The sequence below is a fragment of the Clostridium sp. CM042 genome (assembly GCF_055080995.1).
The window spans coordinates 2,498,113-2,524,405 of sequence record NZ_CM143646.1; the positions used below are offsets into that span (position 1 = coordinate 2,498,113).

Genomic DNA, 26,293 nt, shown 5'->3' on the forward strand with positions numbered 1-26,293 from the left:
AACAAATTAATCACAAATTAAATAATTCTTATTTTTTAACTCTTTTATAATACATTCTATAATCTCTTCATTATCTGCTTTTATAGTATGTAAATGTACTCCTTTAGTTAACAAGGATAATGGCTCGGCACTAAATTCTTTAAACTTTTTTGTGAATTTCTCAATATCCATAATTGTTTTTATCATGAGCATTGCTCTTATCTCACCGTATAAAGAGTGTTCTACTGTTACATCCTCTACTATCCCACCAAATTTAACAATGCATTCAAGCTCATTATATATATCATCTCTTGTGTGTGAAACTGCGATTACTCGCCTTACATAATTACTTTCTTCCTTGGGTATTAAATAGCCTTCAGAAGTCGCAATTATATTTACTCCTTCTGCTCTTATAATTGCAATATCTTTTACTATAACTTGTCTTGTAACACCTAATTTCTCTGCTAAAAACTGACCTTTATATGTAATATTGTCTTTAATTAGTTTATTTTTAATATATCCTCTTCTTTCCTTTGAATTCATTCCATCCTCCCATTATTTGTATTTAATTATATTCTATCACTTTTTTCATATTATTAGAAATACTTTATAACATATAATTGATTTTAAATTAAAATATACTTTTTTAGTGTGATAAGTATAAAAAAAGAAACTATATATTAGTTTCTTAATTTCTATCATCACATTCTTTTAATAAGTCTAATTCTATATCCTCTGTTATATTATTATTATGATGATTTTTCACTAAAAATAAAATTCTATCATTGTAACCATACTTTCTTAATAAATTATATCCTATATCTCCATGATTATAATAAATATTAACTTTTTTATTTTTCTTATATGCTCTAATTTTTCCATTCGTTATCTTATGAATTATAACCATTATAGCTTTATCTATTGGATTCATACTACTATATATTTTACCTATATCATGTAACAATGCAACCTTTATCAAATCTTTTGATTCTAATTTTCTTTGATTACAAGTTAATTTTACATCCCTAGCTACATTTATACAGTGTTTTTGCTCATAAGTAGGTAATTGGTTTAATAATTGTAATTCATAAGTTTCTAAATGCATTTTAAGAAACTCTATATCTTCATCATTAATCTTAGAAATCATTGACCTGTAAAACTGCTTTACTCTATATAATGACATCATAAAGTTCCTTTCATATTTTATATTTTAATACTTTTTACCTAATAAATCTATAAAATCTATAATTAAATCATCTCTTGCGGAGCTGTTGTATCTCCACAGGAGATGATTTAACGACTTCATAAGGAGATTTATACTCCCACTGAAGTTTTATTTTTGCTAGGGTAGTTCATTCCCACTTATAGAAATGGGAGACTTTCCTTCTGAAATGTCGTTAATGAGTAGTTTTTAACGAAATAAAAAACAGCCCATATTTGGACTGTTTTTTGGTGGAGATAAAGGGAATCGAACCCTTGACCCCCTGCGTGCAAGGCAGGTGCTCTCCCAGCTGAGCTATATCCCCACATATGGTGGACCTTCAGGGACTCGAACCCCGGACCGACCGGTTATGAGCCGGTAGCTCTAACCAGCTGAGCTAAAGATCCATGTATTGACCTGGCGACAACCTACTCTTCCACAAGGTCACCCCTGCAGTACCATCGGCGCATTGAAGCTTAACCTTCGTGTTCGGTATGGGAACGGGTGTTACCTTCATGCCATAATCACCAGATTTATAAGGTATTAACCTTACAATTAAAGTATACCAAGCTATTGTTAACTTGTCTATATACCTTATGAGATATTCTCTCAAAATTGCACAGTGAATTAGTCTTTTCGCTCACGCTCAAAGCCTTGCTTCTTTCTTACGAAAGAAGTATATCGCATTACTTTTAATTATATATTTAGGTCAAGCCCTCGACTTATTAGTATTAGTCAGCTGAACATGTTACCATGCTTACACCTCTAACCTATCAACCTGGTGGTCTTCCAGGAGTCTTACTAACTTGTGTTAAAAACACGCATTATGGGAAATCTCATCTTAGGGTGGGCTTCACGCTTAGATGCTTTCAGCGTTTATCCCTTCCAAACATAGCTACCCAGCGATGCCACTGGCGTGACAACTGGTGCACCAGAGGTTTGTCCATCCCGGTCCTCTCGTACTAAGGACAGCTCCCTTCAAATTTCCTACGCCCGCGACGGATAGGGACCGAACTGTCTCACGACGTTCTGAACCCAGCTCGCGTGCCGCTTTAATGGGCGAACAGCCCAACCCTTGGGACCTACTTCAGCCCCAGGATGCGACGAGCCGACATCGAGGTGCCAAACCTCCCCGTCGATGTGGACTCTTGGGGGAGATCAGCCTGTTATCCCCGAGGTAGCTTTTATCCGTTGAGCGATGGCCCTCCCACGAGGTACCACCGGATCACTAAGCCCGACTTTCGTCCCTGCTCCACTTGTAAGTGTCGCAGTCAGGCTCCCTTCTGCCTTTGCACTCTTCGCGCGATTTCCAACCGCGCTGAGGGAACCTTTGGGCGCCTCCGTTACTTTTTTGGAGGCGACCGCCCCAGTCAAACTGCCCACCTAACAATGTCCTGTGACCAGATTCATGGCCTCCAGTTAGAACCTCAGTACTGTCAGGGTGGTATCCCAAGGATGACTCCACACAGGCTGACGCCCATGTTTCTCAGTCTCCCACCTATCCTGTACAGACAATACCGAAATTCAATGCTAAGCTACAGTAAAGCTCTACGGGGTCTTTCCGTCCAATCGCGGGTAGCAAGCATCTTCACTTGCACTACAATTTCGCCGGATGTGTTGTTGAGACAGTGCCCAAATCATTACGCCATTCGTGCGGGTCGGAACTTACCCGACAAGGAATTTCGCTACCTTAGGACCGTTATAGTTACGGCCGCCGTTTACTGGGGCTTAAGTTCATACCTTCGCTTGCGCTAAGTAATCCCCTTAACCTTCCAGCACCGGGCAGGCGTCAGCCCCTATACATCAGCTTTCGCTTTAGCAGAGACCTGTGTTTTTGCTAAACAGTTGCTTGGGCCTATTCTCTGCGACCTACTTACGTAGGCACCCCTTCTCCCGAAGTTACGGGGTCAATTTGCCGAGTTCCTTAACAACAATTCTTCCGATGGTCTTAGGATTCTCTCCTCACCTACCTGTGTCGGTTTGCGGTACGGGCACCAATATCCTCGATAGAGACTTTTCTTGGCAGCGTGGAATCAGATACTTCGGGAATAAATTCCCTTCCCCATCACATCTCAGCGTTAAGAGCAAACGGATTTGCCTGCTTGCTCCGCCTAAATGCTTAGACACACATCCAATAGTGTGCACATCTTATCCTCCTGCGTCATCCCATTTCTAATAACGTCCATTGGTGGTATCGGAATATCAACCGATTGTCCATCACCTACGCCTTTCGGCCTCGGCTTAGGTCCCGACTAACCCTGAGAGGACGAGCCTTCCTCAGGAAACCTTAGGTTTTCGACCGTTAAGATTCTCACTTAACTCTCGCTACTCATGCCAACATTCTCACTTCTGTACCGTCCACCACTCCTTACGGTATGACTTCAGCCAGTACAGAAAGCTCCTCTACCGCGTACACAATTGTGTACACCCATAGCTTCGGTGGTAAGTTTTAGCCCCGGACATCTTCGGCGCAGGATCTCTTGACTAGTGAGCTATTACGCACTCTTTAAATGAGTGGCTGCTTCTGAGCCAACATCCTAGTTGTCTTAGAAATCCCACATCCTTTTCCACTTAACTTACACTTTGGGACCTTAGCTGATGGTCTGGGCTGTTTCCCTTTTGACTACGGATCTTATCATTCGCAGTCTGACTGCCGAAATAAAAGTATATGGCATTCGGAGTTTGATAGGGTTCAGTAACTGTTGTCAGCCCCTAGCCCATTCAGTGCTCTACCTCCATTACTCAATTAATCGACGCTAGCCCTAAAGCTATTTCGAGGAGAACCAGCTATCTCCGAGTTCGATTGGAATTTCTCCGCTATCCACAGCTCATCCCATGGTTTTTCAACACCAACGTGGTTCGGACCTCCACGGAATTTTACTTCCGCTTCATCCTGGCCATGGATAGGTCACCCGGTTTCGGGTCTACGACATGCAACTTCGTGAACTTGCGTTCACAACGCCCTATTCAGACTTGGTTTCCCTTCGGCTCCGTACCTTAAGTACTTAACCTTGCTACATATCGTAACTCGTTGGCTCGTTCTACAAAAAGCACGCCGTCACACATATAAAGTGCTTCGACCGGTTGTAGGCACACGGTTTCAGGTTCTATTTCACTCCCCTTCCGGGGTTCTTTTCACCTTTCCCTCACGGTACTTCTTCACTATCGGTCACTAGGTAGTATTTAGCCTTGGGAGGTGGTCCTCCCAGCTTCCCACAAGGTTTCACGTGTCTCGTGGTACTCTGGATTAGATCTGACTGTTTTTCCTTTTCATTTACAGGCCTATTACCTTCTGCGGAGCAGCTTTCCAGCTATCTTCAATTAAGGAATTGCAGTATTTATGATCTATCCTCAACCCCCAGGTCAAAGACCTGGGTTTGGGCTCTTTCCCTTTCGCTCGCCGCTACTTAGGAAATCGATATTTCTTTCTCTTCCTCCGGGTACTTAGATGTTTCAGTTCCCCGGGTCTACCTCTGCATACCTATTTATTCAGTATGCAGTACATAGTTGTTACTATGTGGGTTCCCCCATTCGGAAATCTTTGGATCACAGGCTATTTGCGCCTACCCAAAGCTTATCGCAGCTTAACGCGTCCTTCTTCGGCTCCTAGTGCCAAGGCATTCGCCATGCGCCCTTTGTAGCTTGACCTTGATTCTGTCTATTTACATAGACGGTTATATTAATTTTGCGAAATTGTATTAAATCAATTCATAAACTATTTTCATAGTTTTAATTTTTTTAAAACAACTTTTTTCACTGTGCAATTTTCAAAGAACATTTTAAGAAAAACTATTAATTAGCTAACTCCTAAGAGTTAACTAAAATTAGTCTCTCAAAATTAAACAGAGAACTAGGTACGATTAATTACAATAGATATTGTGCATCGACCGAAGTCAATACATCTACTCCCTAGAAAGGAGGTGATCCAGCCGCAGGTTCTCCTACGGCTACCTTGTTACGACTTCACCCCAATCATCAATCCCACCTTCGGCCGCTGGCTCCTTACGGTTACCTCACGGACTTCGGGTGTTACCAACTCTCATGGTGTGACGGGCGGTGTGTACAAGGCCCGGGAACGTATTCACCGCGACATGCTGATTCGCGATTACTAGCAACTCCGGCTTCATGTAGGCGAGTTGCAGCCTACAATCCGAACTGGGATGAGTTTTTGAGTTTGGCTCCACCTTGCGGTCTTGCATCTCTTTGTACTCACCATTGTAGCACGTGTGTAGCCCTAGACATAAGGGGCATGATGATTTGACGTCATCCCCACCTTCCTCCCGGTTAACCCGGGCAGTCTCACTAGAGTGCTCAACTTAATGGTAGCAACTAATGATAAGGGTTGCGCTCGTTGCGGGACTTAACCCAACATCTCACGACACGAGCTGACGACAACCATGCACCACCTGTCACCCTGTCCCGAAGGACTTCACCCATCTCTGGGTTATGCAGGGGATGTCAAGTCTAGGTAAGGTTCTTCGCGTTGCTTCGAATTAAACCACATGCTCCGCTGCTTGTGCGGGCCCCCGTCAATTCCTTTGAGTTTTAATCTTGCGATCGTACTCCCCAGGCGGAATACTTAATGTGTTAACGGCGGCACCGAGGTTCGACCCCCGACACCTAGTATTCATCGTTTACGGCGTGGACTACCAGGGTATCTAATCCTGTTTGCTCCCCACGCTTTCATGCCTCAGCGTCAGTTACAGTCCAGTAAGTCGCCTTCGCCACTGGTGTTCTTCCTAATCTCTACGCATTTCACCGCTACACTAGGAATTCCACTTACCTCTCCTGCACTCTAGACACCCAGTTTCAAATGCAGCACCCAAGTTAAGCTCGGGTATTTCACATCTGACTTAAATGTCCGCCTACGCATCCTTTACGCCCAGTAAATCCGGACAACGCTTGCCACCTACGTATTACCGCGGCTGCTGGCACGTAGTTAGCCGTGGCTTCCTCCTCTGGTACCGTCATTATCGTCCCAGAAGACAGAACTTTACAACCCGAAGGCCTTCATCATTCACGCGGCGTTGCTGCGTCAGGGTTTCCCCCATTGCGCAATATTCCCCACTGCTGCCTCCCGTAGGAGTCTGGACCGTGTCTCAGTTCCAATGTGGCCGATCACCCTCTCAGGTCGGCTACGCATCGTCGCCTTGGTGAGCCGTTACCTCACCAACTAGCTAATGCGCCGCGGGTCCATCTCAAAGTGGAATTTTCCGAAGAAAAATCCTTTGATGTTTCGATCATGCGACCAAAACATATTATGCGGTATTAATCTCCCTTTCGGGAGGCTATTCCCCTCTTTGAGGCAGGTTACCCACGTGTTACTCACCCGTCCGCCGCTAATCAACGTCTCCCGAAGGAGACGAATCATCGCTCGACTTGCATGTGTTAGGCACGCCGCCAGCGTTCGTCCTGAGCCAGGATCAAACTCTCAATTTAAAAGTTTACACTTTTTCAGTTGAAATGATTAATCTGCGCCAACTGTTAAGCTGGTTAGCAAGCTCATTACATACTTTTAGTCTTACGACTAAATTTTACTTTATACTAAAGTAATTAACTGGTTTAACGAAATATTATTTCGCTATCTTTACCTATTTCTCTGTTTAATTTTCAAAGACCAATTTGCTTTGTCATCATGTGACGACCTCTATTATTTTACTATTTAATTTAAAAATTGTCAATACATTTTTCTGTTTTTTTCAAATATTATTTTGAACTTAGAAAATCATTTGACCTTTAAAATTAAATTTCTGTTATTACTAATTCGTAACGACAAGGAGTATTTTATCAAATCTACTTACTACTGTATTTACACTAGTTCTATTCCTACATAGATTATACTAATTTTTCTATATATATCTTTGTTTTTCTCTAATTTACTGCTTGAGATACACTAGGTTAGTTATAATATTATATATAACTATAAATTAAAAAAATACTTATTTGAAATAATTTCAAATAAGTATTTTAATATTTTAATCTTCTATTTTATCATTTACTTCACTAGTTGTTTCTAAGTCATGTTCCTCATTAACAGAAGTTTCTTTAATATTCTCTTGAATAGAATTTGTTTCTTCTTGCGAAGAATTCTCATCTGTATCAATTTCATCACTACAATTTATTTTAGCTATAGCAACTATATTATCTCCTTCTCCATTCCTCATTAAAGTAACTCCCATAGTATTCCTACTTGTAGTTGATATTCCAGATACATTTAACCTTATAACAACACCATTACTGTTTATAAGTATCATTTCGTCTCCGTCTTTTACTATTCTAGCACCTACAAGTTTTCCTGTTTTCTCTGATACCTTATAAGTTATTACTCCCTTACCACCTCTACGTTGAAGTGAGTATTCTGAAACCAATGTTCTCTTTCCAAATCCATTTTCACTTATAACTAAAAGTTCTTCTTCAGGTTTAACAATATTCATAGATACTACAATGTCGCCTTTTCTTAAAGTTAAGGACTTAACTCCAGTTGCAGTTCTTCCCATACCTCTTACATCTTTTTCACTAAATCTTATAGAATAACCATTTTTTGTAACAAATAGCATTTCGCTATCTCCAGTAGTTATTGCAGCTCCAATTAGTTCATCATCTTCTCTTAAATTTATTGCATTTAAACCATTCTTTCTTATAGCAGCATATTTATCAAGTGATGTTTTCTTAATTAAACCATGTTTTGTTCCCATTACAAGATAATTATCCTCAGGAAATTCTTTAAGACATATAACAGCTTGAATCTTTTCCTCGCTAGCTAAAGGTATAATATTTATCAAGTTTGTTCCCTTGGCTGTTCTTCCACCTTCTGGAATCTCATATGCTTTTAATTTAAATGATTTTCCCTTATTTGTGAATAATAAAATATTATTATGAGTGGTAGTTGTAAAAATATGTTCCACAAAATCATCTTCTTTTGTAGTAACACCTTGTATTCCTCTACCCCCTCTTTTTTGAGCACTATAAGTATCAGCTGGAAGCCTCTTTATGTACCCTGCATGAGTTAGCGTTATTACAATATCTTGTTCTTGAATTAAGTCTTCCTCATCTATGCTATATGGATTTTTTTCTATTGACGATCTTCTAGTATCACCATATTTGTTTCTAATTTCTATAAGTTCGTCCTTAATTATGTTCAATAATATTATTTCATCTGCTAAGATTCCTTTTAAATAATTAACTGTTTTCATTATTTCGTTATACTCAGCTTCTACTTTATCTCTTTCAAGACCTGTAAGTCTTCCAAGTCTCATTTCAACAATAGCAGTTGCTTGTTTTTCTGATAAATCAAAAGCATTAATTAAACTTTCTTTAGCTTTACTAATATTTTTAGATGCTCTTATTAAACGAATTACTTCATCAATGTGGTCTAGTGCAATTTTCATACCTTCTAAAATATGAGCTCTAGCTAATGCTTTATCAAGATCAAATTGAGTTCTTCTTCTTATTACATCTTTTTGATGGTCTAAATAATGAACTAAAACTTGTTTTAAATTTAAAGTTTGAGGCTCGCCATTTACAAGCGCTATCATTATAACTCCAAAAGTGTCTTGCATCCTCGTATGTTTAAATAGCCTATTTAATACTATATTAGGGTTTGCATCTCTTTTTAGTTCTATAACAATTCGCATACCTTCTCTATCAGATTCATCTCTTAAATCTGATATTCCATCTATCTTCTTATCTTTTACTAAATCTGCAATACCTTCTATAAGTTTTGCTTTATTAACTTGATAAGGTAATTCTGTTACTATTATCGTATTTCTGCCTTTGGTCTCTTCAATATCTGTTTTAGCCCTTACGAGTATTCTTCCTCTTCCTGTTTCATAAGCACTTTTTATTCCTGCTCTTCCTAGGATAATTCCTCCCGTAGGAAAATCTGGACCTTTTATTTTTGTCATTAAATCACTTATGGTAACTTCTGGTTCATCAATAACCATAAGTACTCCATCTATAACTTCTATTAAGTTATGTGGAGGTATATTGGTTGCCATCCCTACAGCAATTCCTGTTGATCCATTAACTAAAAGATTAGGAAATCTTGATGGTAATACTGATGGTTCCTTTTCTTCTCCATCAAAATTAGGAATAAAATCTACTGTCTCTTTATTAATATCTCTAAGCATTTGCGTTGTAATTTTACTCATTTTAGCTTCTGTATATCTCATTGCCGCCGCTGAATCACCGTCTACAGAACCAAAATTGCCATGACCATCAACCAACGTACATCTTTGTGAAAAATCTTGAGCCATTCTAACTAATGCACCATATACTGCAGTATCACCATGTGGGTGATATTTACCTAAAACATCTCCTACAATTCTCGCGCACTTTCTGTATCCTTTTTCTGGTGTTAATCCCAGTTCATGCATAGAGAATAATATTCTTCTATGGACAGGTTTAAGCCCATCTCGTACGTCTGGAAGCGCACGGCTTACAATAACACTCATAGCGTAATCTATATAAGATTTTTTCATTTCATGTCTTATATCAATAGGTAAAATTTTTCCCTGATTATTAATCATGTTACACCTCTTTAAACAAAATATTTTAATGCCACTCTGGAAAGCAATTTCACCATACTCCATGGGTAACGGTAATTACTTTAATTGATTAACCTTCGTAGTAGTTAACTAACTCACTAAAGTTGCCTAATTCACTATATTGGATTGATCTGCTTTAATGTATTATCAAACTATATATCTAAGTTAAGTACACCTTTAGCATTTTCTTGTATAAACTCTCTACGAGGTTCTACTTTATCTCCCATAAGAATAGTGAATATTTCATCTGCTGCCATTGCATCCTCAACATGTACCTGAAGGAGTATCCGCTCTTCAGGGTTCATTGTTGTATCCCAAAGTTGGTGTGCATCCATTTCCCCAAGACCTTTGTATCTTTGTATATCAGTATTATTATCTTTTCCGCCTATTTCTAAAAGCAAAGCTTGTAATTCCTTATCAGTATATACATAATGCTCTTTTTTAGCTTTAGAAACCTTATATAGTGGAGGTTGAGCTACATAGACGTGTCCTTGCTCTACTAATTCTTTCATGTATCTATAGAAAAATGTTAGTAATAAAGTTCTAATATGTGCTCCATCTACGTCCGCATCTGTCATAATAATAATACGATCGTACCTTATTTTTTTTACATCAAAATCCTTTCCTATACCAGCACCAAAAGCAGTTATCATGGCCCTAATCTCTAGAGATGCGAGCATTTTATCAATTCTTTGCTTTTCAACATTCATTATTTTTCCTTTAAGAGGAAGTATAGCTTGGAATCTTCTATCTCTACCCTGTTTTGCTGAACCACCTGCTGAATCACCCTCCACCAGATATATTTCGCATTCCATAGGATCTTTTGAAGCACAATCTGATAATTTACCTGGAAGTGTAGTACTTTCTAATACAGACTTTCTTCTTGTAAATTCTCTTGCTTTTTTTGCTGCTTCTCGGGCTCTTGCTGCATTTAATCCTTTATCGATTATGTTTTTACCGAGTTGTGGATCTTCCTCTAGAACATTACTGATAGACTCACCAACTATACTATCAACTATTCCCCTTACTTCACTATTACCAAGTTTAGTTTTTGTTTGACCCTCAAATTGAGGATCAGTAAGTTTTATTGATATTACTGCTGTAAGACCTTCCCTTACATCTTCACCTGATAGATTTTTATCATTTTCTTTTAAGAAACCAAATTTTTTAGCATAATCATTTACTACTCTTGTTAATGCCGACTTAAAACCAACTAGATGTGTTCCACCTTCTACAGTATCTATATTATTAGCAAATGAGAATATATTTTCTGTATATGTATCGTTGTATTGCAGTGCTATTTCAACAACATAATCATCCTTTTTGCCTTCCATGTATATGGTCTCATGAATTGTTCCTTTATTTCTATTCAAATAATCTACAAAAGACTTTATTCCTCCCTCATACAAGAAATCTTGCTTTTTATCTTCTCGTTCATCTTCAAGGGTTATTCTTAAACCTTTATTTAAAAAGGCCAACTCTCTAAGTCTTTGAGACAAAGTTTCATAATCAAAATCAATTTCTTCAAAAATTTCCGGATCAGGGGTAAAGAATACTTTTGTTCCATGTTCCTGTGTTGTTCCTATATTTACTAGTGTACTAGTAGTTTTTCCCTTCGAAAAGGTTTGTTTCCATATTTTACCATCTGCACTAACTTCTACTTCACAAACCACAGACAAAGCATTAACTACAGATGAACCAACACCATGGAGGCCACCTGATACTTTGTATGCGCCACCACCAAATTTTCCACCTGCGTGAAGTACAGTCATTATAACTTCTACAGTAGGTATTTTCATTTTATGATGCATTCCTACAGGCATACCACGACCGTCATCTATAACAGTTATAGAATTGTCTGCGTGTATAATTACATTAATATTTTTACAAAAACCTGCTAATGCCTCATCTATACTATTATCTACAATTTCATAAACTAAATGATGAAGGCCTCGAATGCTAGTGCTACCTATATACATACCAGGTCTTTTTCTTACCGCTTCTAATCCTTCAAGTACTTGTATTTGACTCTCGTCATAAACATTATTATTTTCCATGTATATCCTCCTAACTTACTCTAAAGCGCATAATATACAGTTTCTGTTCTTTTGCATAAAGTTGAAGATGATATTGGTGATATATATATTTTACTTTTTTTATCTACCTCTGCAATTACAAAAGATTTAGCAATATTCTTTGTTATTCGCTCTACAAAACCATCTTCTTCAGCCATTCTTAAAAATTGGATAGTGTCTGAGCTATACATAGTAGTTTCCATGTCAAATATACCTATAATGTCTTTTATAGGCACTACTACATTTTCCCCTAAATGTAAAAACATATTATATCCTCCTTGATAATCCATTCTACTTTATTTTAATCTATGTAATCTCTTTTACTTCACCTGACATAACTTCAAATATCTTACTTTCTGAATTTAAATATTTTTTTATATCGTTAATTCCGGTGCATGTAATTAATGTTTGAACTTCTTTTATGGATTTTAATATATATTCTTGCCTTTTTGTATCTAATTCAGACAAAACATCATCAAGTAATAATACTGGGTATTCTCCAGTTAGTTCTTTTATTATTGCTAGAGCTCCAAACTTAATGGTTAAAACCGAAGTTCTCTGTTGACCTTGGGATCCAAATATTCTGGCATTGATACCATTAATATCTATGGAAAAATCATCTCTATGTGGACCTATTGATGTAGTTTTAGTTTCTATATCTCTTTTTCTATTTTTGCATAAAAGCAAGTAAAGGTCTTCTTGTATATTATCTAAATCCTTAATAGGTGTTAAATATTTAATATCTATTACTTCACTTTTAGATGTTATATTGCTATGTATTGTTTTCGATATTTTGTTTAATTTATCTATATAAGTTATTCTATCTTTTATTATAATTGCACCAAATTCACTAAGTTGCTTATCATATACATCTATAATATCACTATTTGTGTTCCATTTTTTTATAGTCAAGTTTCTCTCATTTAAAATTTTTTTATATTGCGCTAAGCTATAGTAGTAATGACGGCTTAACTTACATAGCTCTATATCTAAGAATTTTCTTCTGTATGATGGAGATTCTTTAACAATATTTAAATCTTCGGGTGAAAACATAATTACATTGAAACTTCCTACTAACTCGGAGAGTTTTTGAACTTTTATATAATTTATATTAACTCCTTTTCTACCTTCTTTAAAAATCTTTATTTCTATTTTTTTATCTAATCTAGTTTTACACACATAAATCTTTATATATGCTTCTGTGCCGTTCCAATTTATCAATTCCTTATCTCTATTGGTTCTGTGAGACTTAGCTAAACTACAATAATAAATAGATTCCAAAATATTTGTTTTTCCTTGTGCATTATCTCCTACAAATACGTTAGTACCTTTATTTAATTCTAGAAATAATTTATTATAATTTCTAAAATTTTCTAGTTGTAAATATTTTATATGCATACAATCACCTATTATGATTATAACATATATATATAAGTTTATTATTTTATATATATAAATAAATTCTTATAAATTTTATTATTATAGACATAAATTGTGCACCGGAGATTATTTAATAATTTTCCGGTGCATTCATATAATTTAAATTATTTTATAAGTTTCGCCGTTAAACTCAATTATATCGCCTTTAGATAATTTTTTACCTCTTTGAGTTTCTATTTCACCATTGACTTTAATATCCTCGTTTTTGATATAAAATTTTGCTTCTGAACCTAAACAAGCTATTCCAGCCCATTTTAGAAAAGAATCTAATTTTATTATATCTGTTTCTATTTTTATTTCATTCATTTCAAAACCTTCTTTTCCCAAATATTATTAAATATATATTTTAATTAATTATTATTAGATCTTATTCTTACTGGTAATACCATATAAGTACAATTACTTTTTTCTTTGTTTTTTACAACACAAGGATTAACTCCACTAGAGAATTCCATAATTATCTCTTCTTCTTCCATTATTTTCAGAAGTTCTATTAGGTATTTTGAGTTAAATGCAATTTGAAGAGGCTCGCCCTGCAAAATTATATTTATTTCCTCTCTAGCCTTTCCCAATTGAGAATTAGAAGTGATTATCATGTTATCTTCTTCTATGTTGAATTTAACTAAATTGGTATTTCCCTCTTTCGCCATAAGAGAAGCCCTTTCTATACAGCTTAATAATTCATGTCTTTTAGCTGTAATTTTTAGATTATATTCCTCAGGTATTATTGAGCTATATTTTATGAATTCACCTTCGAGTAGTCTTGATATAACCTTTGTTTTTCCAATATTAAATAAAATATGATTTGGTGTGAATGTTATATTAACGTTCTCATCTGTTTCCTCTAGTATTTTTGATACTTCACTTAATGTTTTACCTGGAATTACAGCATTTATACTAAAATCGTTATCTACCGGTTCACTTCTAAATGCAACTCTATAACCATCCAAAGCTACAAGATTAAGATTTTTATCTTTTATTTCAAATAATACGCCTGTAAGAATTGGTCTAGTCTCATCTTGAGCAACTGCAAAAATAGTACCTTTCATCATGTTTTTTAATAACTTTTGAGAAATTGAAAAAATCATGTTCTCTATTATATTGGGTAAATTAGGATAGTCATCACTATTCATATGTATTATAGTTGCATATGATTTTTGGCAAACGATTTTAATAGAGTTATTTTCTTCTGTTGCTATCTCTATTGCACTATTGGGTAATTTTCTTATGATTTCACCAAAAAGCTTAGAATCTAAAACTACACTTCCCTCTTCCATAACCTCTGCATTAATTTTAGCCTCAATACTTAAATCAACATCAGATCCTATAAGTGTTACTTCTCCATTTTTAACAATTATTAATATACCTTGTAATACGGGTAAAGTTGATTTTCCAGTAATAGCTTTTTGAACGTTTGAAACTGCTTCTTGTAATATACTTTTTTCACATATAAATTTCATATAATAAAGACCTCCTTATCCACATGGGAAATTTATTAAAGATAGGTAAGATAATAATAAATTATTAGTAGTAATAGTAGTAGGGGCTGTTGATATGTTAAGAACCTATCTTAGACTATAATCTGTAACAATGCTAGGTAGAAATGATTGTGGATAAGTATGCAAAAAAAAATCATAGTTATCCACAATATCAACAGCTAAGTTTTATGTATTATTTTATGCACAGGATTATATATGAATAGTATCAACACCTGTTAATATCGAGATTATACTATTTTTGACTAATTTTTTTAGTTAGTTCTGCTATGTTATCTTGTAAATTTTCATCTTCTTTAAGACCATTTGATATTTTCTCGCATGCGTGGATTACAGTTGTATGATCCCTACCTCCAAATTCTTCACCTATTTTAGGGAGAGACATATCTGTAAGCTTTCTGCACAAATACATTGCGATTTGTCTTGGAAATGTTATGTTCCTAGTTCGCCTTGAAGATTTAAAATCCTCAATTTTTAAATTGAAATAGCTAGAAACTATATCTTGTATTAGCTCAATAGTTACTTGTTTCGAATTTCTATTAGAAATAATATCTTTGAGTGCTTCTGACGCCAAATCTATACCAATTTCTTTATTAGTTAGTGAAGAAAAAGCTACAATTCGAATAAGAGCGCCTTCTAGCTCTCTTATATTAGATTTTATTTTAGTAGCAATATACACCAATACTTCATTTGGAATATTTAAATTCTCTATATCTGCCTTTTTCTTCAAAATAGCTATTCTAGTTTCAAAATCCGGTGGTTGTATATCAGCTATAAGACCCCATTCAAATCTAGATCTCAATCTATCCTCTAGAGTAGGTATCTCTTTAGGAGGTCTATCACTAGATAAAATAATTTGCTTATTTGCTTCATGAAGATCATTAAATGTATGAAAGAACTCTTCTTGCGTACGTTCTTTACCTGCAATAAATTGAATATCATCAATTAGAAGTACGTCCACATTTCTGTACTTGTTTCTAAATTCTACGTTTTTGTCGTCTTTAATAGAATTTATAAGTTCGTTTGTAAATTTTTCAGAAGAAACGTAAACAACCTTAGACTTTGGGTTGTTTGCTAATATATAATGACCAATGGCATGCATTAAATGTGTTTTTCCAAGACCAACCCCTCCATAAATAAATAGTGGATTATATGCCTTAGCGGGAGATTCAGCTACAGCAAGTGATGCAGCGTGAGCAAACCTATTACTATTTCCAATTACATAAGAATCAAAGGTATATTTTGGGTTTAGTGTTGCAGACATTTCATCATTAAATATTAGGCTGTTTTTTTCAGCTTCTGGTTTCGATTTAGGTGCTTCAATTTCGGCTACTTCCTCAGATAATATAAAGAATTCTATTTTATATGTTTTAGAAGTAAGTAATTTAACAGCATTCATTATTAAATCCTTATATCTATTTTCAAGAATGTCTTTGGTAAAATTATTAGGAACACCTAATTTAAAAGTATTATTATCTAAGGCCATAGGTTCTATACTTTTAATCCAAGTATTAAAACTAACCTCTGTAAGTTCACCTTTTATTATACTTAAAGTTTTTTCCCAGATATCTTTAATTTGGGTGCTCATTTCCTACCCTCCAGTTCAAATAAAAAAATTTTTTCATGTAAAAATAAACAATATATAAACAATATTATAAACAAAGTTATAAGCAATAAATTAATACATTGTAGTTTGTTGATAAATAGCATTAAAAATATGCACATGTTAATAACTATGTTTATATTTTTAATAGGACTTAAATTGTTAACAATACAAAAAAAAAACTATTAACATATTAAATAAGGAATAAATCTGCTTATATAGCTAAAAATAGATAAGCAAAAGAAGTTTAATACAATATTGTAGTAGTTATTAACAGTTTTGTCCACAAGTTGTGAATAACTTTATCAATAAACAGGTTATTAACAGTTCTTTCTTATATAATATCAAAAAATAACAAGGTGTTCAAGAAGTTATCCACAAAAAAACATATAAATATAAAAAATATTAACAATAGTAATAAAAATGCTTATCTTGACATTAAGAGGATGTGACTATATAATCTAATAGTAAAACTGTAAATATACGATTGTAAGATGATTGATATAATGTATGGTTTAAAGAAGGAGGTGTAGTAGATATGTTCATGACTTACCAACCGAAGAAAAGACAAAGAAAAAAAGAACACGGATTTAGAAAGAGAATGAAAACCGCTTCTGGAAGAAACATTCTTCAAAAAAGAAGACAAAAAGGTAGAAAAAGATTGACAGCATAAAGGCCGCTAATGTGGCCTTTTTCTGCAATTTGTGGAAAAGAGGGCGGCTAATATTAATATTAATGTTAAGAAATATAGAATTAGAAAGAATACTGAATTTAGAACAGTATATAGAAGAGGAAAATCTTTTTCTAACCAATTATTAGTATTATATATTTATAGAAATGGTAAAGATATTAATAGATGTGGAATATCCGTTAGTAAAAAGGTAGGAAACAGTGTAATTCGCGGTAGAGTTAAAAGATTAATAAGTGAAAACTATAGGCTTAATAATGAAGGATTAAAAACAGGATATGATTTAGTGTTTATTGCAAGGAACCCTTCTAATTCTAAAAATTATAAAGAAATAGAGAGTGCTTTGACTAAACTGCTTAAGAAAGCAGGTTTAATTAATAATGAAAAAAATACTTATACTGGGCATTAAGTGTTATAGAAAATATATATCACCGTTTAAGAGACCTTGTTGTATATTTTACCCTACATGTTCTCAGTATACTTTAGAAGCTATTGAAAAATACGGAGCAATAAAAGGATCTATTATGGGAATAAAAAGAATACTTAAATGTCATCCTTATAATAAGGGCGGCTTTGATCCAGTTAAATAACCACTTGGGAGGTTTTGTATTTGAAATTACAGTTTTTAAGTGATCCACTTTCAAAGTTCTTTTTCTTGATACATAATGGAGTGAATACACTTATACCAAATAATGATATATCATTTGGATTAACAATAATTATTTTTACAGTTATAATAAGAGTAATATTATTGCCATTAAGTATTAAACAAACTAAATCAACAGCTAAAATGGGTGCAATTCAACCAGAAATGAAAAAAGTTCAAGAAAAATATAAAAAAGATCCACAAAAATCTCAGCAAGAAGTAATGAAGCTATATAAAGAAAATGGAGTAAATCCAATGGGTGGATGTTTACCAATGCTTGTTCAAATGCCTATTTTATTTGCTTTATTTTATGTGTTTAACAACTTAGATATGCAGGGTGCTGGTTTCTTATGGATTAATGATTTAACAAAACCTGACCCTCTATATATATTACCAATATTGTCTACCGTTACAACATACTTTTCATCAAAGCTTATGCAACCACCTGGAGACGCTGCTAAATCTAAACAGACGTCAACAATGAATACTGCAATGGCTATTTTTATGGGATTTATGAGTCTTAAATTTAAAGGGGCATTAGTATTATATTGGGTAATAAATAACTTATTACAAGTTATTCAAACGTTAGTTATAAATAAAATAGAACTTCCCAAAAAAGAAGTTTAACGACATTTTAGAAGGAGAGTCTCTCAGTTTTATAGGTGGAAGTCTAAATTACCTTCTGAAGTCGTTAATGTTACAGCATCGAAGATGATGATTTAACACAAGTGCCTAATTTTGATATTTAGAAAGGCGGGTGAAGTGTGGTATGAAGAATATAGAAGTGATGGGGAAAAATGTAGAGGATGCAATTAATAATGCATTAATTCAGTTAAAAGTTACAAGAGATAAAGTAAAAGTGGAAACGATTGATGAAGGTAGCAAAGGATTTTTAAATATCATAGGAGTAAAACCTGCTAAAATAAGAGTTACAGTTAAAAGAGATAGTTTAAACGAGGCTAAAACTTTTTTAACGGAAGTATTGCAGTCTATGAGTATGAAAGCTGAAGTAAACCTTAAATATGAAAACAATGAAATAAAGATTGAATTAATTGGACCTAATATGGGACTATTAATAGGATATAGAGGCGAGACGTTAGATTCCCTTCAATATCTTATAAGTTTAGTTGTGAACAAAAATCATGATGAAGAGTATAAAAGAGTAACATTAGATACTGAAAATTATAGAGCAAAAAGAGAAGAAACTTTAAAAAGGCTTGCATCAAAAATTGCCTATAAGGTAAGGATTAGTGGTAGAGTATTAAAACTTGAGCCTATGAATCCTTATGAGAGAAGAATAATACACTCTACACTTCAAAACGATTCATATATTTATACTTTTAGTGAAGGTGAAGAGCCCTATAGAAGAGTTGTAGTTGATTTGAAGAAAGCCTAAGGGCTTTCTTTTTAAATTTATAAAACTAAATGTAATATTAATTATATTCTTAAGTTTCAAAGCTATTTGTGCAGTTGTAAAGGTAATAAGTTAACATTGAATTTTACGAATGTTATTAAAAATACTAATAAGAAAGTAGTAGAAATTACAGAAGATATTGAGATATAATATATTTATAATAATAAATACTCATAAAATTAGGAGGTTATATTTAATGAAAGAATTTGATACTATAGCTGCAATAGCAACTAGTATAGGAGAAGCTGGTATATCTATAATTAGAGTATCTGGTGATACGTCGATAGATATAGTCGGTAGTATATTTATAGGTAAAAATAATAGAAAACTTCATGATTTAAAATCTTATACTATGAGATATGGACATATTATTGATAAAAATGGTAGTAGACTTGATGAAGTTATTATTTCATATATGAAAGGCCCTAAAAGTTTTACTGCAGAAGATACTATTGAGATAAATTGTCATGGTGGAGTAGTTGGAACTAATAGAATTTTAGAAGAGGTTATTCGCGCTGGAGCGAGAACGGCAGAACCTGGCGAATTTACTAAAAGAGCATTTCTGAATGGTAGAATTGACTTAAGCCAGGCAGAGGCAGTTATAGATATAATAAGAGCAAAGACAGATCTAAGTATGAAGTCAGCTCTTATGCAATCAGAAGGTTCAATTTCCAGGGAAATAAAAAATATAAGAAGTAAATTACTTAGTGTAATTGCAAGTATAGAGGTTACAGTTGATTACCCTGAAGAGGATATTGAAGAAGTAACTTCAGAAAAAGTTAATGAAGATGTTATTGATATAATTAGTGAGATAGATGCACTTTTAAGTACGGCTGACGAAGGGAAAATTCTAAGAGAAGGCCTAAGTACTGTTATAGTTGGAAAACCAAATGTAGGAAAATCATCACTTCTTAATGCTCTTGTTAAAGAAAAAAGAGCTATTGTTACAGATGTACCGGGTACTACAAGGGATGCAATAGAAGAATATATAAATATTGAAGGTATACCAGTTAAAATAGTAGATACTGCAGGGATTCGCGAAACTGAAGATATAGTTGAGAAAATTGGAGTAGAAAAATCAAAGGAAAAAATTGATGAGGCGGATTTAGTTATCTTAATATTAGATTCAAGTAACAAATTAAGTCATGAAGATAGAGAAATTATTAAATATATTAAAGATAAAAAATATATTGTACTATTAAACAAAAGCGATTTAGGTGGTAAAATAGAGATAGAAGAGTTACAAAGTCTAAAATCAAAGTACATAACTAATGTTTCAGTAAAAACAGGTGAAGGATTAAATCATGTTAAAGAATATATAAAAGATTTATTCTTTAAGGGTGAGATTAAAACTGAAGGAGTATTTGTTACCAATAATAGACATAAGGAATCTTTAGTAAGAGCAAAGGAAAACTTAGAATCAGCATTAAATGCACTAGAATATACATTAGCTATAGATTTGGCATCAATTGATATACGAAATGCATGGATAAGGTTAGGTGAGATTACAGGCGAGGTTTTAGAAGAAGATATTATACATAAAATATTCTCAGAATTTTGTTTAGGAAAGTAGGGATAAATATGAAGTATGATGCAGGAAATTATGATGTTATAGTTATTGGAGCTGGTCATGCAGGTTGCGAGGCGGCACTTGCAGCTGCAAGAATAGGGTGCAAGACTTTAATTTGTGCTATAAATTTAGATAGTGTGGCTTTGATGCCATGCAACCCCAATATTGGTGGAACGGCTAAAGGACATTTAGTAAGGGAAATAGATGCTCTTGGTGGTGAGATGGGAGTAAATATTGACAATACATATATACAATCGAGAATGCTAAACAAATCAAAAGGCCCAGCTGTGTTCTCATTAAGAGCTCAAGCGGATAAAAAAGCATATGGACAAAGGATGAAACATGTATTAGAAAATCAAGAAAATTTACAATTGAGACAATTAGAAGTAATAGCTATAGACGCTCCAAAAGGAAAAATAAAGGGTGTACTTACGAAAAATGGAGCATATTTTACGACTAAGTCTATTATTATAGCTTCTGGAACGTATTTGAAATCAAAGGTTATTATTGGAGATTGTTGTTATAATGAAGGACCTAGCGGATTACTTCCAGCTAATGAACTTTCTAAATCTTTAGATGAAATGGGTATAACTTTAAGAAGATTTAAAACAGGAACTCCAGCTAGAATAAACAAACGGTCAGTAGACTTTTCTAAAATGGATGAGCAACTTGGTGATGCGGAAGTAGTTCCATTTTCATTTATTAGCGAAGATATTAGTCGAAATCAGCTATGCTGCTATTTAACTTATACAAATGAAAATACTCATAATGTAATTAGAAAAAATATTCATAGATCTCCGCTATATAATGGATCAATTAAGAGTACTGGGCCTAGATATTGTCCGTCTATCGAAGATAAAGTAATGAGATTTACAGATAAAGAAAGGCACCAAATATTCATAGAACCCGAGGGTGAGAATACGCAGGAGATGTATGTTCAAGGTATGTCTAGCTCACTTCCTGAGGAAATTCAGGTGGAAATGCTAAAAACAGTACCTGGACTTGAAAATGTAGAAATTATGAGAACGGCTTATGCCATAGAATATGATTGTATAGATTCAACGGATTTAAAACTTTCACTAGAATTTAAAAACATTCAAGGGTTATTTTCAGCTGGTCAAATAAATGGTAGCTCAGGATATGAAGAAGCTGCCTCGCAGGGTATTATTGCAGGGATTAATGCCGCACTTACTATTCAAAATAAGGATCCATTAATATTAAAAAGGTCTGATGGATATATAGGAGTTTTAATTGATGACTTAGTTACTAAAGGGACTAATGAGCCATATAGGATGATGACCTCAAGAGCAGAGTATAGATTACTGTTAAGGCAAGACAACGCTGATTTAAGACTAACTGAAATAGGATATGGAGTAGGCCTTGTTAAAGAAGATAGATACGAAATATTTAAGAAAAAGAAGATGCAAATTGAAGAGGAAATTGAGAGAATAAAACATTTGCAAATCACAAATAAAAAAGAAATTGAGGAATTTTTAGTTTCTTGTAATTCTACTCCACTGAAAAAGCCTATTAGTTTATACGAACTTATAAAAAGACCTGAACTTGATTACTATATAGTTGAAAAACTGGATAACGATAGACCTAAATTAAATAAATATATACAGCAGCAAGTTAATATTGTTTCAAAGTATGAAGGGTATATCCAGAAACAATTAGATCAAATTAATCAATTTAAAAAATTTGAAAACAAAATCATATCAAAAGATATAAATTATGACAATATAAAGGGATTAAGGATAGAGGCTATGCAAAAACTAAGTAAAATAAAACCAGAAAGTATAGGTCAAGCTTCTAGAATATCAGGTGTTTCTCCTGCAGATATGTCTGTTCTAATGATATATCTTGAGCAACAGAAGAGACTTAACAACATTTCAGAAGGAAAGTCTTAACGTTTATAAATAATATTAAACTATTTTAAAAAATGAATCTTAGGTGGAGTTAAAGCTCCTTCTGAAGTTGTTAATGCAGCTGCGAAGGTGATGAACAGCTGCGAAGGTGATGAACAGCTGCGAAGGTGATGAACAGCTGCGAAGGTGATGAACAGCTGCGAAGGTGATGATTAACTAACAATAAAAAAACATGGAGTTGAAATATGAAATACTTTGATATATTAAATAAAGCTAGTAATAACGAAGGACTTGAATTTAGTGAAAAGAAATATGAGCAATTTATGAAATATAAAGATCTTATAAAGGAATGGAATGAAAAAGTAAATTTGACTGCTATAAAAGAAGATGAAGAAATAGTAAAGAAACACTTTATTGATTCTATGAAGGTTTTTAAGTTTGATCAGTTAAAGAATGCAAAGAACATTATAGATATAGGTACTGGAGGGGGTTTCCCAGGTATACCTATGAAAATAATAAAACCTGAAACAAATATAGTTTTATTAGATTCACTGAATAAGAGAATTAAATTTTTAAATGAAGTAATTAAATCACTTAATCTAGAAAATATTAAAGCTATTCACGGTAGAGCAGAAGATTTTGCACAAGAAGTACAATATAGAGAAAAATTTGATATTGCAGTATCTAGAGCTGTTGCTAATTTAACAGTTCTGAGTGAATATTGTATACCTTATGTAAAGGTTGGAGGATATTTTGTTGCAATGAAGGGGCCTGCAGTTGAAGAGGAAATTAAGCAATCAAAGAATGCAATTAGGATGCTCGGTGGACGAATCGAACATATAGAAAAGGTACAAATTGAAGACAGTGATTTAAACCATAACTTAGTAATAATAAGTAAAATTTCGCAAACACATAGAAAATATCCTAGAAAAGCAGGTATGGTTACTAAAGAGCCTTTATTTTAATGTTATAATTTGTCGTACGAAATAATAAAAAAAAAGAAGGAAATAAGATAAAAACGGAGAATTGTTAATAAAAGGTAATGAAAAGGAAAAATTGAGGGATGGTATATTATGAAAAATAATGTAAATCACGTATCTATAGAATTAATTTCTCCAAATGTTTATCAGCCTAGAAAGCATTTTAATGAAGAAACTATTGAAGAACTATCTCAGTCAATAAAATCCTATGGGATAATTCAACCGCTAACAGTTAGAAAAATTGGGGAAAACAGATATGAACTAGTAGCAGGAGAGCGAAGACTAAGAGCAGCAAAAAAAATAGGGCTTGAACAAGTCCCAGTAATTATTATAGATATTACAGATAAAGATTCCGCAGCAATTGCACTATTAGAAAATTTGCAAAGGGAAGATTTGAATTTTTTGGAAGAAGCTGTGGCTTATTATAATCTTATTCAGGATCATTCTTACACACAAGAACAGTTAGCACAAATGATAGGCAAAAAACAATCAACTATCGCAAATAAATTAAGATTACTAAGATTGGATAAGCAGATAACAAGTATTTTGATAGAAAATAAGCTTACTGAAAGACATGCTAGAGCTTTGCTAAGATTAACTGATATAAACATCCAAAAGAAAGTGCTTAAAATAGTAGTTGATAAGTCGCTTAATGTTAAAAATACAGAGGAACTTATTGAAAAAGAACTATTGAAGTTATGTAGAGATGGAGTTCCTGTTGGTGGCAAGAAAAGAATCAAAGGAATTTTTGCACCTAGAGTATATATAAATACTATAAAACAAGTTTTTGATAAGTATGGCATAAATGCAGAATACAAGTCTAAAGAATTAGAAGATAGTATAGAGGTAATAATAAGGATACCTAAAAAATAGACATTAAAAACAGAATGTTTCACGTGAAACATTCTGTTTTTTTGATGTTTTTTTGAAAAATTCAAAAAAGTACTATTAAAATATTTAACATAAATATATAATGAACTATATAGAAAAATCAAATTATATAGAAAAATCAAATTATAAATTACAAATTATAGTTTATATAGCTTTAACCTATATAAATCGTAAGTTATAGATGGTTATATAACTTATAAACTATAGAAATACAAATAATATTATGAAGGGTAAGTGTAGCCATGAAAACCATATGTATATTTAATCAAAAGGGTGGAGTAGGTAAAACTACTACAAATATAAACCTATGTTCTTATTTAGCTATGCAAGGGAAAAAAATATTAACAATAGATATTGATCCTCAAGGAAATACTACAAGTGGATTAGGATTTGATAAGAAACAAATGAATTTATCAACATATGATTTATTAACATCAGATATTTCAATTAGGGATACTATAAAGGAATGCGAGTTAGTAAATAATTTGTATTTAGTACCTTCTACAATGGAACTTGCAGGTGCAGAAGTAGAATTGATTAGTATAAATAACCGTGAAAATAAGCTAAGAGAAAAGATTAAAGAAGTTGAAGGTGAGTTTGACTATATTTTTATAGATTGCCCACCTTCATTAGGGATTTTAACCATAAATGCGCTTACAGCTGCGAGTAGCGTGCTTACGCCTATTCAATGTGAATTTTATGCATTAGAAGGTGTGGGCCAATTAGTTAATACAATCCAATTGGTTAAAAAATCTTTAAATAAAGAATTAGAAATTGAGGGTATAATTCTTAGTATGTATGATAATAGAACAAAGCTTTGTAATGAGGTTGTATCAGAAGTGAAAAAATATTTCAATGATAAAGTTTATAAAACAACAATACCTAGAAATGTGAGGCTAGCTGAAGCTCCAAGTTTTGGATTACCAATTATGTTGTATGATGATAAATGCAAGGGAGCAGAAGCTTACGAAAAGTTAGCAAATGAATTTTTAAATAGACAAAGGGGATGTTAAATATTGAACAAAAAATTTGGATTAGGTAAAGGGTTAGGAGCTTTAATACCAGAAGAAAAATTTACAGAAGATAGTTCCACAGTTTTCAAAATATCCATGAATTTGATTAAAGCTAATAAAGATCAGCCAAGGAAAAGCTTCGATCCTGAAAAAATATCCGAATTAGCACAATCAATAAAAGAACATGGAGTTATTCAACCTATTATTTTGAATAAAGAAGAGGATGTATATATAGTAGTAGCAGGTGAAAGAAGATTTAGAGCAGCAAAAAGTATTGGACTCGCAGAAATACCTGCAATCATTATGAATATAAATAATAAAGAAGTATTAGAAATATCATTAATAGAAAACATTCAAAGAGAAGATTTAAACCCAATTGAAGAAGCTATAGCCTACAAAAAACTATTAATAGACTTTAATCTTACTCAGGAAGAAATAAGTAAAAAGGTTTCCAAATCAAGAACAGCTATAACAAATTGCATGAGATTATTAAACTTAGATGAAAGAGTTCAAGATTACATAATAGATGGAGTAATTTCGGAGGGACATGGAAGGGCAATACTCGGCATAAGTGATACACAGCTTCAGTATCAAATTGCTCAAATGGTTATAGATGATAGTCTTAACGTGAGAGAAACAGAAAGGTTAGTAAAAAACTTTGGAAATGAAAAACCAGAAAAAATAGTTAAAAATCAAAATAATATATATTATAAAGATATAATGAATAAATTAGAAAATCGTTTTGGCACTAAAGTCCTTATAAATTCTAAAAATAAAAATAAGGGTAAAATAGAAATTGAGTATTATTCAGAAGAAGATTTTGAAAGGATTTTAGAGGTTTTTAATATATAATGTTTCACGTGAAACATAATGGAGAGGATGT

20 protein-coding genes, 2 tRNA genes and 3 rRNA genes are annotated in these 26,293 nt (G+C 33.2%); 11 read left to right on the forward strand and 14 right to left on the reverse strand.

Annotation, left to right across the window (positions count from 1 at the left end; genetic code table 11):
* Nucleotides 1-6: 6 nt before the first annotated feature.
* From ACWJJ7_RS11830 to dnaA, 14 genes are all read right to left on the reverse strand, one after another.
* Nucleotides 7-522 carry a 3H domain-containing protein gene (locus ACWJJ7_RS11830; protein WP_462962285.1) on the reverse strand — a complete coding sequence of 172 codons (516 nt, stop codon included), beginning with the start codon at nucleotides 520-522 and terminating at the stop codon, nucleotides 7-9.
* Nucleotides 523-667: 145 nt separating this feature from the next.
* Nucleotides 668-1,165, reverse strand: coding sequence for an HDIG domain-containing metalloprotein (locus ACWJJ7_RS11835; protein WP_462962286.1), 498 nt, complete (start codon nucleotides 1,163-1,165; stop codon nucleotides 668-670).
* A 264-nt stretch (nucleotides 1,166-1,429) separates the two neighbouring features.
* Nucleotides 1,430-1,505 (reverse strand) — tRNA-Ala (locus ACWJJ7_RS11840).
* 5 nt (nucleotides 1,506-1,510) lie between these two features.
* Nucleotides 1,511-1,587, reverse strand: a tRNA-Ile gene (locus ACWJJ7_RS11845).
* Nucleotides 1,588-1,595: 8 nt separating this feature from the next.
* Nucleotides 1,596-1,712 (reverse strand): 5S ribosomal RNA (gene rrf, locus ACWJJ7_RS11850).
* A 173-nt stretch (nucleotides 1,713-1,885) separates the two neighbouring features.
* A 23S ribosomal RNA gene (locus ACWJJ7_RS11855) occupies nucleotides 1,886-4,828 on the reverse strand.
* Between the two features lie 265 nt (nucleotides 4,829-5,093).
* Nucleotides 5,094-6,619: ribosomal RNA gene (locus tag ACWJJ7_RS11860) — 16S ribosomal RNA — on the reverse strand.
* The 16S, 23S and 5S rRNA genes sit together here with 2 tRNA genes alongside, the layout of an rRNA operon.
* A 536-nt stretch (nucleotides 6,620-7,155) precedes the next feature.
* Nucleotides 7,156-9,708, reverse strand: coding sequence for a DNA gyrase subunit A (gyrA, locus tag ACWJJ7_RS11865; RefSeq protein WP_462962287.1), 2,553 nt, complete (start codon nucleotides 9,706-9,708; stop codon nucleotides 7,156-7,158).
* 170 nt (nucleotides 9,709-9,878) lie between these two features.
* Nucleotides 9,879-11,783 carry a DNA topoisomerase (ATP-hydrolyzing) subunit B gene (gene gyrB / locus ACWJJ7_RS11870; protein WP_462962288.1) on the reverse strand — a complete coding sequence of 635 codons (1,905 nt, stop codon included), beginning with the start codon at nucleotides 11,781-11,783 and terminating at the stop codon, nucleotides 9,879-9,881.
* A 20-nt stretch (nucleotides 11,784-11,803) separates the two neighbouring features.
* Nucleotides 11,804-12,067, reverse strand: a complete 264-nt coding sequence (remB, locus tag ACWJJ7_RS11875) for an extracellular matrix regulator RemB (RefSeq protein ID WP_165411855.1) — start codon at nucleotides 12,065-12,067, stop codon at nucleotides 11,804-11,806.
* A gap of 40 nt (nucleotides 12,068-12,107) precedes the next feature.
* Complete coding sequence (gene recF / locus ACWJJ7_RS11880; RefSeq protein ID WP_462962289.1) at nucleotides 12,108-13,199, reverse strand: DNA replication/repair protein RecF; 1,092 nt, start codon at nucleotides 13,197-13,199, stop codon at nucleotides 12,108-12,110.
* 141 nt (nucleotides 13,200-13,340) lie between these two features.
* Nucleotides 13,341-13,547: a S4 domain-containing protein YaaA gene (gene yaaA / locus ACWJJ7_RS11885; RefSeq protein ID WP_462954759.1), complete on the reverse strand. Its 207-nt coding sequence runs from the start codon at nucleotides 13,545-13,547 to the stop codon at nucleotides 13,341-13,343.
* A gap of 44 nt (nucleotides 13,548-13,591) precedes the next feature.
* Nucleotides 13,592-14,701, reverse strand: a complete 1,110-nt coding sequence (gene dnaN / locus ACWJJ7_RS11890; RefSeq protein WP_462962290.1) for a DNA polymerase III subunit beta — start codon at nucleotides 14,699-14,701, stop codon at nucleotides 13,592-13,594.
* A gap of 271 nt (nucleotides 14,702-14,972) precedes the next feature.
* Nucleotides 14,973-16,325 carry a chromosomal replication initiator protein DnaA gene (gene dnaA, locus ACWJJ7_RS11895; protein WP_462962291.1) on the reverse strand — a complete coding sequence of 451 codons (1,353 nt, stop codon included), beginning with the start codon at nucleotides 16,323-16,325 and terminating at the stop codon, nucleotides 14,973-14,975.
* A gap of 553 nt (nucleotides 16,326-16,878) precedes the next feature.
* On the opposite strand from dnaA, the gene rpmH reads away from it, so the two are divergent.
* The 11 genes from rpmH to ACWJJ7_RS11950 all read left to right on the forward strand — a co-directional run bounded on the left by rpmH (nucleotide 16,879) and on the right by ACWJJ7_RS11950 (nucleotide 26,262).
* Complete coding sequence (gene rpmH, locus ACWJJ7_RS11900) at nucleotides 16,879-17,013, forward strand: 50S ribosomal protein L34 (RefSeq protein WP_071614800.1); 135 nt, start codon at nucleotides 16,879-16,881, stop codon at nucleotides 17,011-17,013.
* A 31-nt stretch (nucleotides 17,014-17,044) separates the two neighbouring features.
* Nucleotides 17,045-17,437 carry a ribonuclease P protein component gene (gene rnpA, locus ACWJJ7_RS11905; RefSeq protein ID WP_462962292.1) on the forward strand — a complete coding sequence of 131 codons (393 nt, stop codon included), beginning with the start codon at nucleotides 17,045-17,047 and terminating at the stop codon, nucleotides 17,435-17,437.
* Nucleotides 17,409-17,618, forward strand: a complete 210-nt coding sequence (gene yidD, locus ACWJJ7_RS11910; protein ID WP_462962293.1) for a membrane protein insertion efficiency factor YidD — start codon at nucleotides 17,409-17,411, stop codon at nucleotides 17,616-17,618. Before rnpA ends, yidD begins: the two co-directional genes overlap by 29 nt.
* Before the next feature lie 20 nt (nucleotides 17,619-17,638).
* A complete protein-coding gene (gene yidC / locus ACWJJ7_RS11915; protein WP_462962294.1) occupies nucleotides 17,639-18,301 on the forward strand; it encodes a membrane protein insertase YidC in 663 nt (220 codons plus the stop codon).
* Nucleotides 18,302-18,443: 142 nt separating this feature from the next.
* On the forward strand, nucleotides 18,444-19,070 hold the full coding sequence (jag, locus tag ACWJJ7_RS11920) for an RNA-binding cell elongation regulator Jag/EloR (protein WP_462962295.1): 627 nt from the start codon (nucleotides 18,444-18,446) through the stop codon (nucleotides 19,068-19,070).
* Nucleotides 19,071-19,284: 214 nt separating this feature from the next.
* Nucleotides 19,285-20,661, forward strand: coding sequence for a tRNA uridine-5-carboxymethylaminomethyl(34) synthesis GTPase MnmE (gene mnmE, locus ACWJJ7_RS11925; protein ID WP_462962296.1), 1,377 nt, complete (start codon nucleotides 19,285-19,287; stop codon nucleotides 20,659-20,661).
* Between the two features lie 8 nt (nucleotides 20,662-20,669).
* Complete coding sequence (gene mnmG / locus ACWJJ7_RS11930; protein ID WP_462962297.1) at nucleotides 20,670-22,568, forward strand: tRNA uridine-5-carboxymethylaminomethyl(34) synthesis enzyme MnmG; 1,899 nt, start codon at nucleotides 20,670-20,672, stop codon at nucleotides 22,566-22,568.
* A 203-nt stretch (nucleotides 22,569-22,771) separates the two neighbouring features.
* Nucleotides 22,772-23,491 (forward strand): 16S rRNA (guanine(527)-N(7))-methyltransferase RsmG, encoded by a 720-nt coding sequence (gene rsmG, locus ACWJJ7_RS11935; RefSeq protein WP_462962298.1) that lies wholly within the window; start codon nucleotides 22,772-22,774, stop codon nucleotides 23,489-23,491.
* 108 nt (nucleotides 23,492-23,599) lie between these two features.
* Nucleotides 23,600-24,379, forward strand: a complete 780-nt coding sequence (gene noc, locus ACWJJ7_RS11940; protein WP_462962299.1) for a nucleoid occlusion protein — start codon at nucleotides 23,600-23,602, stop codon at nucleotides 24,377-24,379.
* 260 nt (nucleotides 24,380-24,639) lie between these two features.
* Nucleotides 24,640-25,410 (forward strand): ParA family protein, encoded by a 771-nt coding sequence (locus tag ACWJJ7_RS11945; RefSeq protein ID WP_462962300.1) that lies wholly within the window; start codon nucleotides 24,640-24,642, stop codon nucleotides 25,408-25,410.
* A gap of 3 nt (nucleotides 25,411-25,413) precedes the next feature.
* Nucleotides 25,414-26,262: a ParB/RepB/Spo0J family partition protein gene (locus ACWJJ7_RS11950; RefSeq protein ID WP_462962301.1), complete on the forward strand. Its 849-nt coding sequence runs from the start codon at nucleotides 25,414-25,416 to the stop codon at nucleotides 26,260-26,262.
* Nucleotides 26,263-26,293: the final 31 nt, after the last annotated feature.

Coding starts and splice junctions, on each gene's coding strand:
- remB (WP_165411855.1), bottom strand. CDS start 12,067: ATGTTTTTACATTTAGGGGAAAATGTAGTAGTGCCTATAAAAGACATT.
- ACWJJ7_RS11830 (WP_462962285.1), bottom strand. CDS start 522: ATGAATTCAAAGGAAAGAAGAGGATATATTAAAAATAAACTAATTAAA.
- mnmG (WP_462962297.1), top strand. CDS start 20,670: ATGAAGTATGATGCAGGAAATTATGATGTTATAGTTATTGGAGCTGGT.
- ACWJJ7_RS11945 (WP_462962300.1), top strand. CDS start 24,640: ATGAAAACCATATGTATATTTAATCAAAAGGGTGGAGTAGGTAAAACT.
- mnmE (WP_462962296.1), top strand. CDS start 19,285: ATGAAAGAATTTGATACTATAGCTGCAATAGCAACTAGTATAGGAGAA.
- dnaN (WP_462962290.1), bottom strand. CDS start 14,701: ATGAAATTTATATGTGAAAAAAGTATATTACAAGAAGCAGTTTCAAAC.
- jag (WP_462962295.1), top strand. CDS start 18,444: ATGAAGAATATAGAAGTGATGGGGAAAAATGTAGAGGATGCAATTAAT.
- rsmG (WP_462962298.1), top strand. CDS start 22,772: ATGAAATACTTTGATATATTAAATAAAGCTAGTAATAACGAAGGACTT.
- rpmH (WP_071614800.1), top strand. CDS start 16,879: ATGTTCATGACTTACCAACCGAAGAAAAGACAAAGAAAAAAAGAACAC.
- dnaA (WP_462962291.1), bottom strand. CDS start 16,325: ATGAGCACCCAAATTAAAGATATCTGGGAAAAAACTTTAAGTATAATA.
- ACWJJ7_RS11835 (WP_462962286.1), bottom strand. CDS start 1,165: ATGATGTCATTATATAGAGTAAAGCAGTTTTACAGGTCAATGATTTCT.
- recF (WP_462962289.1), bottom strand. CDS start 13,199: ATGCATATAAAATATTTACAACTAGAAAATTTTAGAAATTATAATAAA.
- noc (WP_462962299.1), top strand. CDS start 23,600: ATGAAAAATAATGTAAATCACGTATCTATAGAATTAATTTCTCCAAAT.
- yidD (WP_462962293.1), top strand. CDS start 17,409: ATGAAAAAAATACTTATACTGGGCATTAAGTGTTATAGAAAATATATA.
- yaaA (WP_462954759.1), bottom strand. CDS start 13,547: ATGAATGAAATAAAAATAGAAACAGATATAATAAAATTAGATTCTTTT.
- gyrB (WP_462962288.1), bottom strand. CDS start 11,783: ATGGAAAATAATAATGTTTATGACGAGAGTCAAATACAAGTACTTGAA.
- gyrA (WP_462962287.1), bottom strand. CDS start 9,708: ATGATTAATAATCAGGGAAAAATTTTACCTATTGATATAAGACATGAA.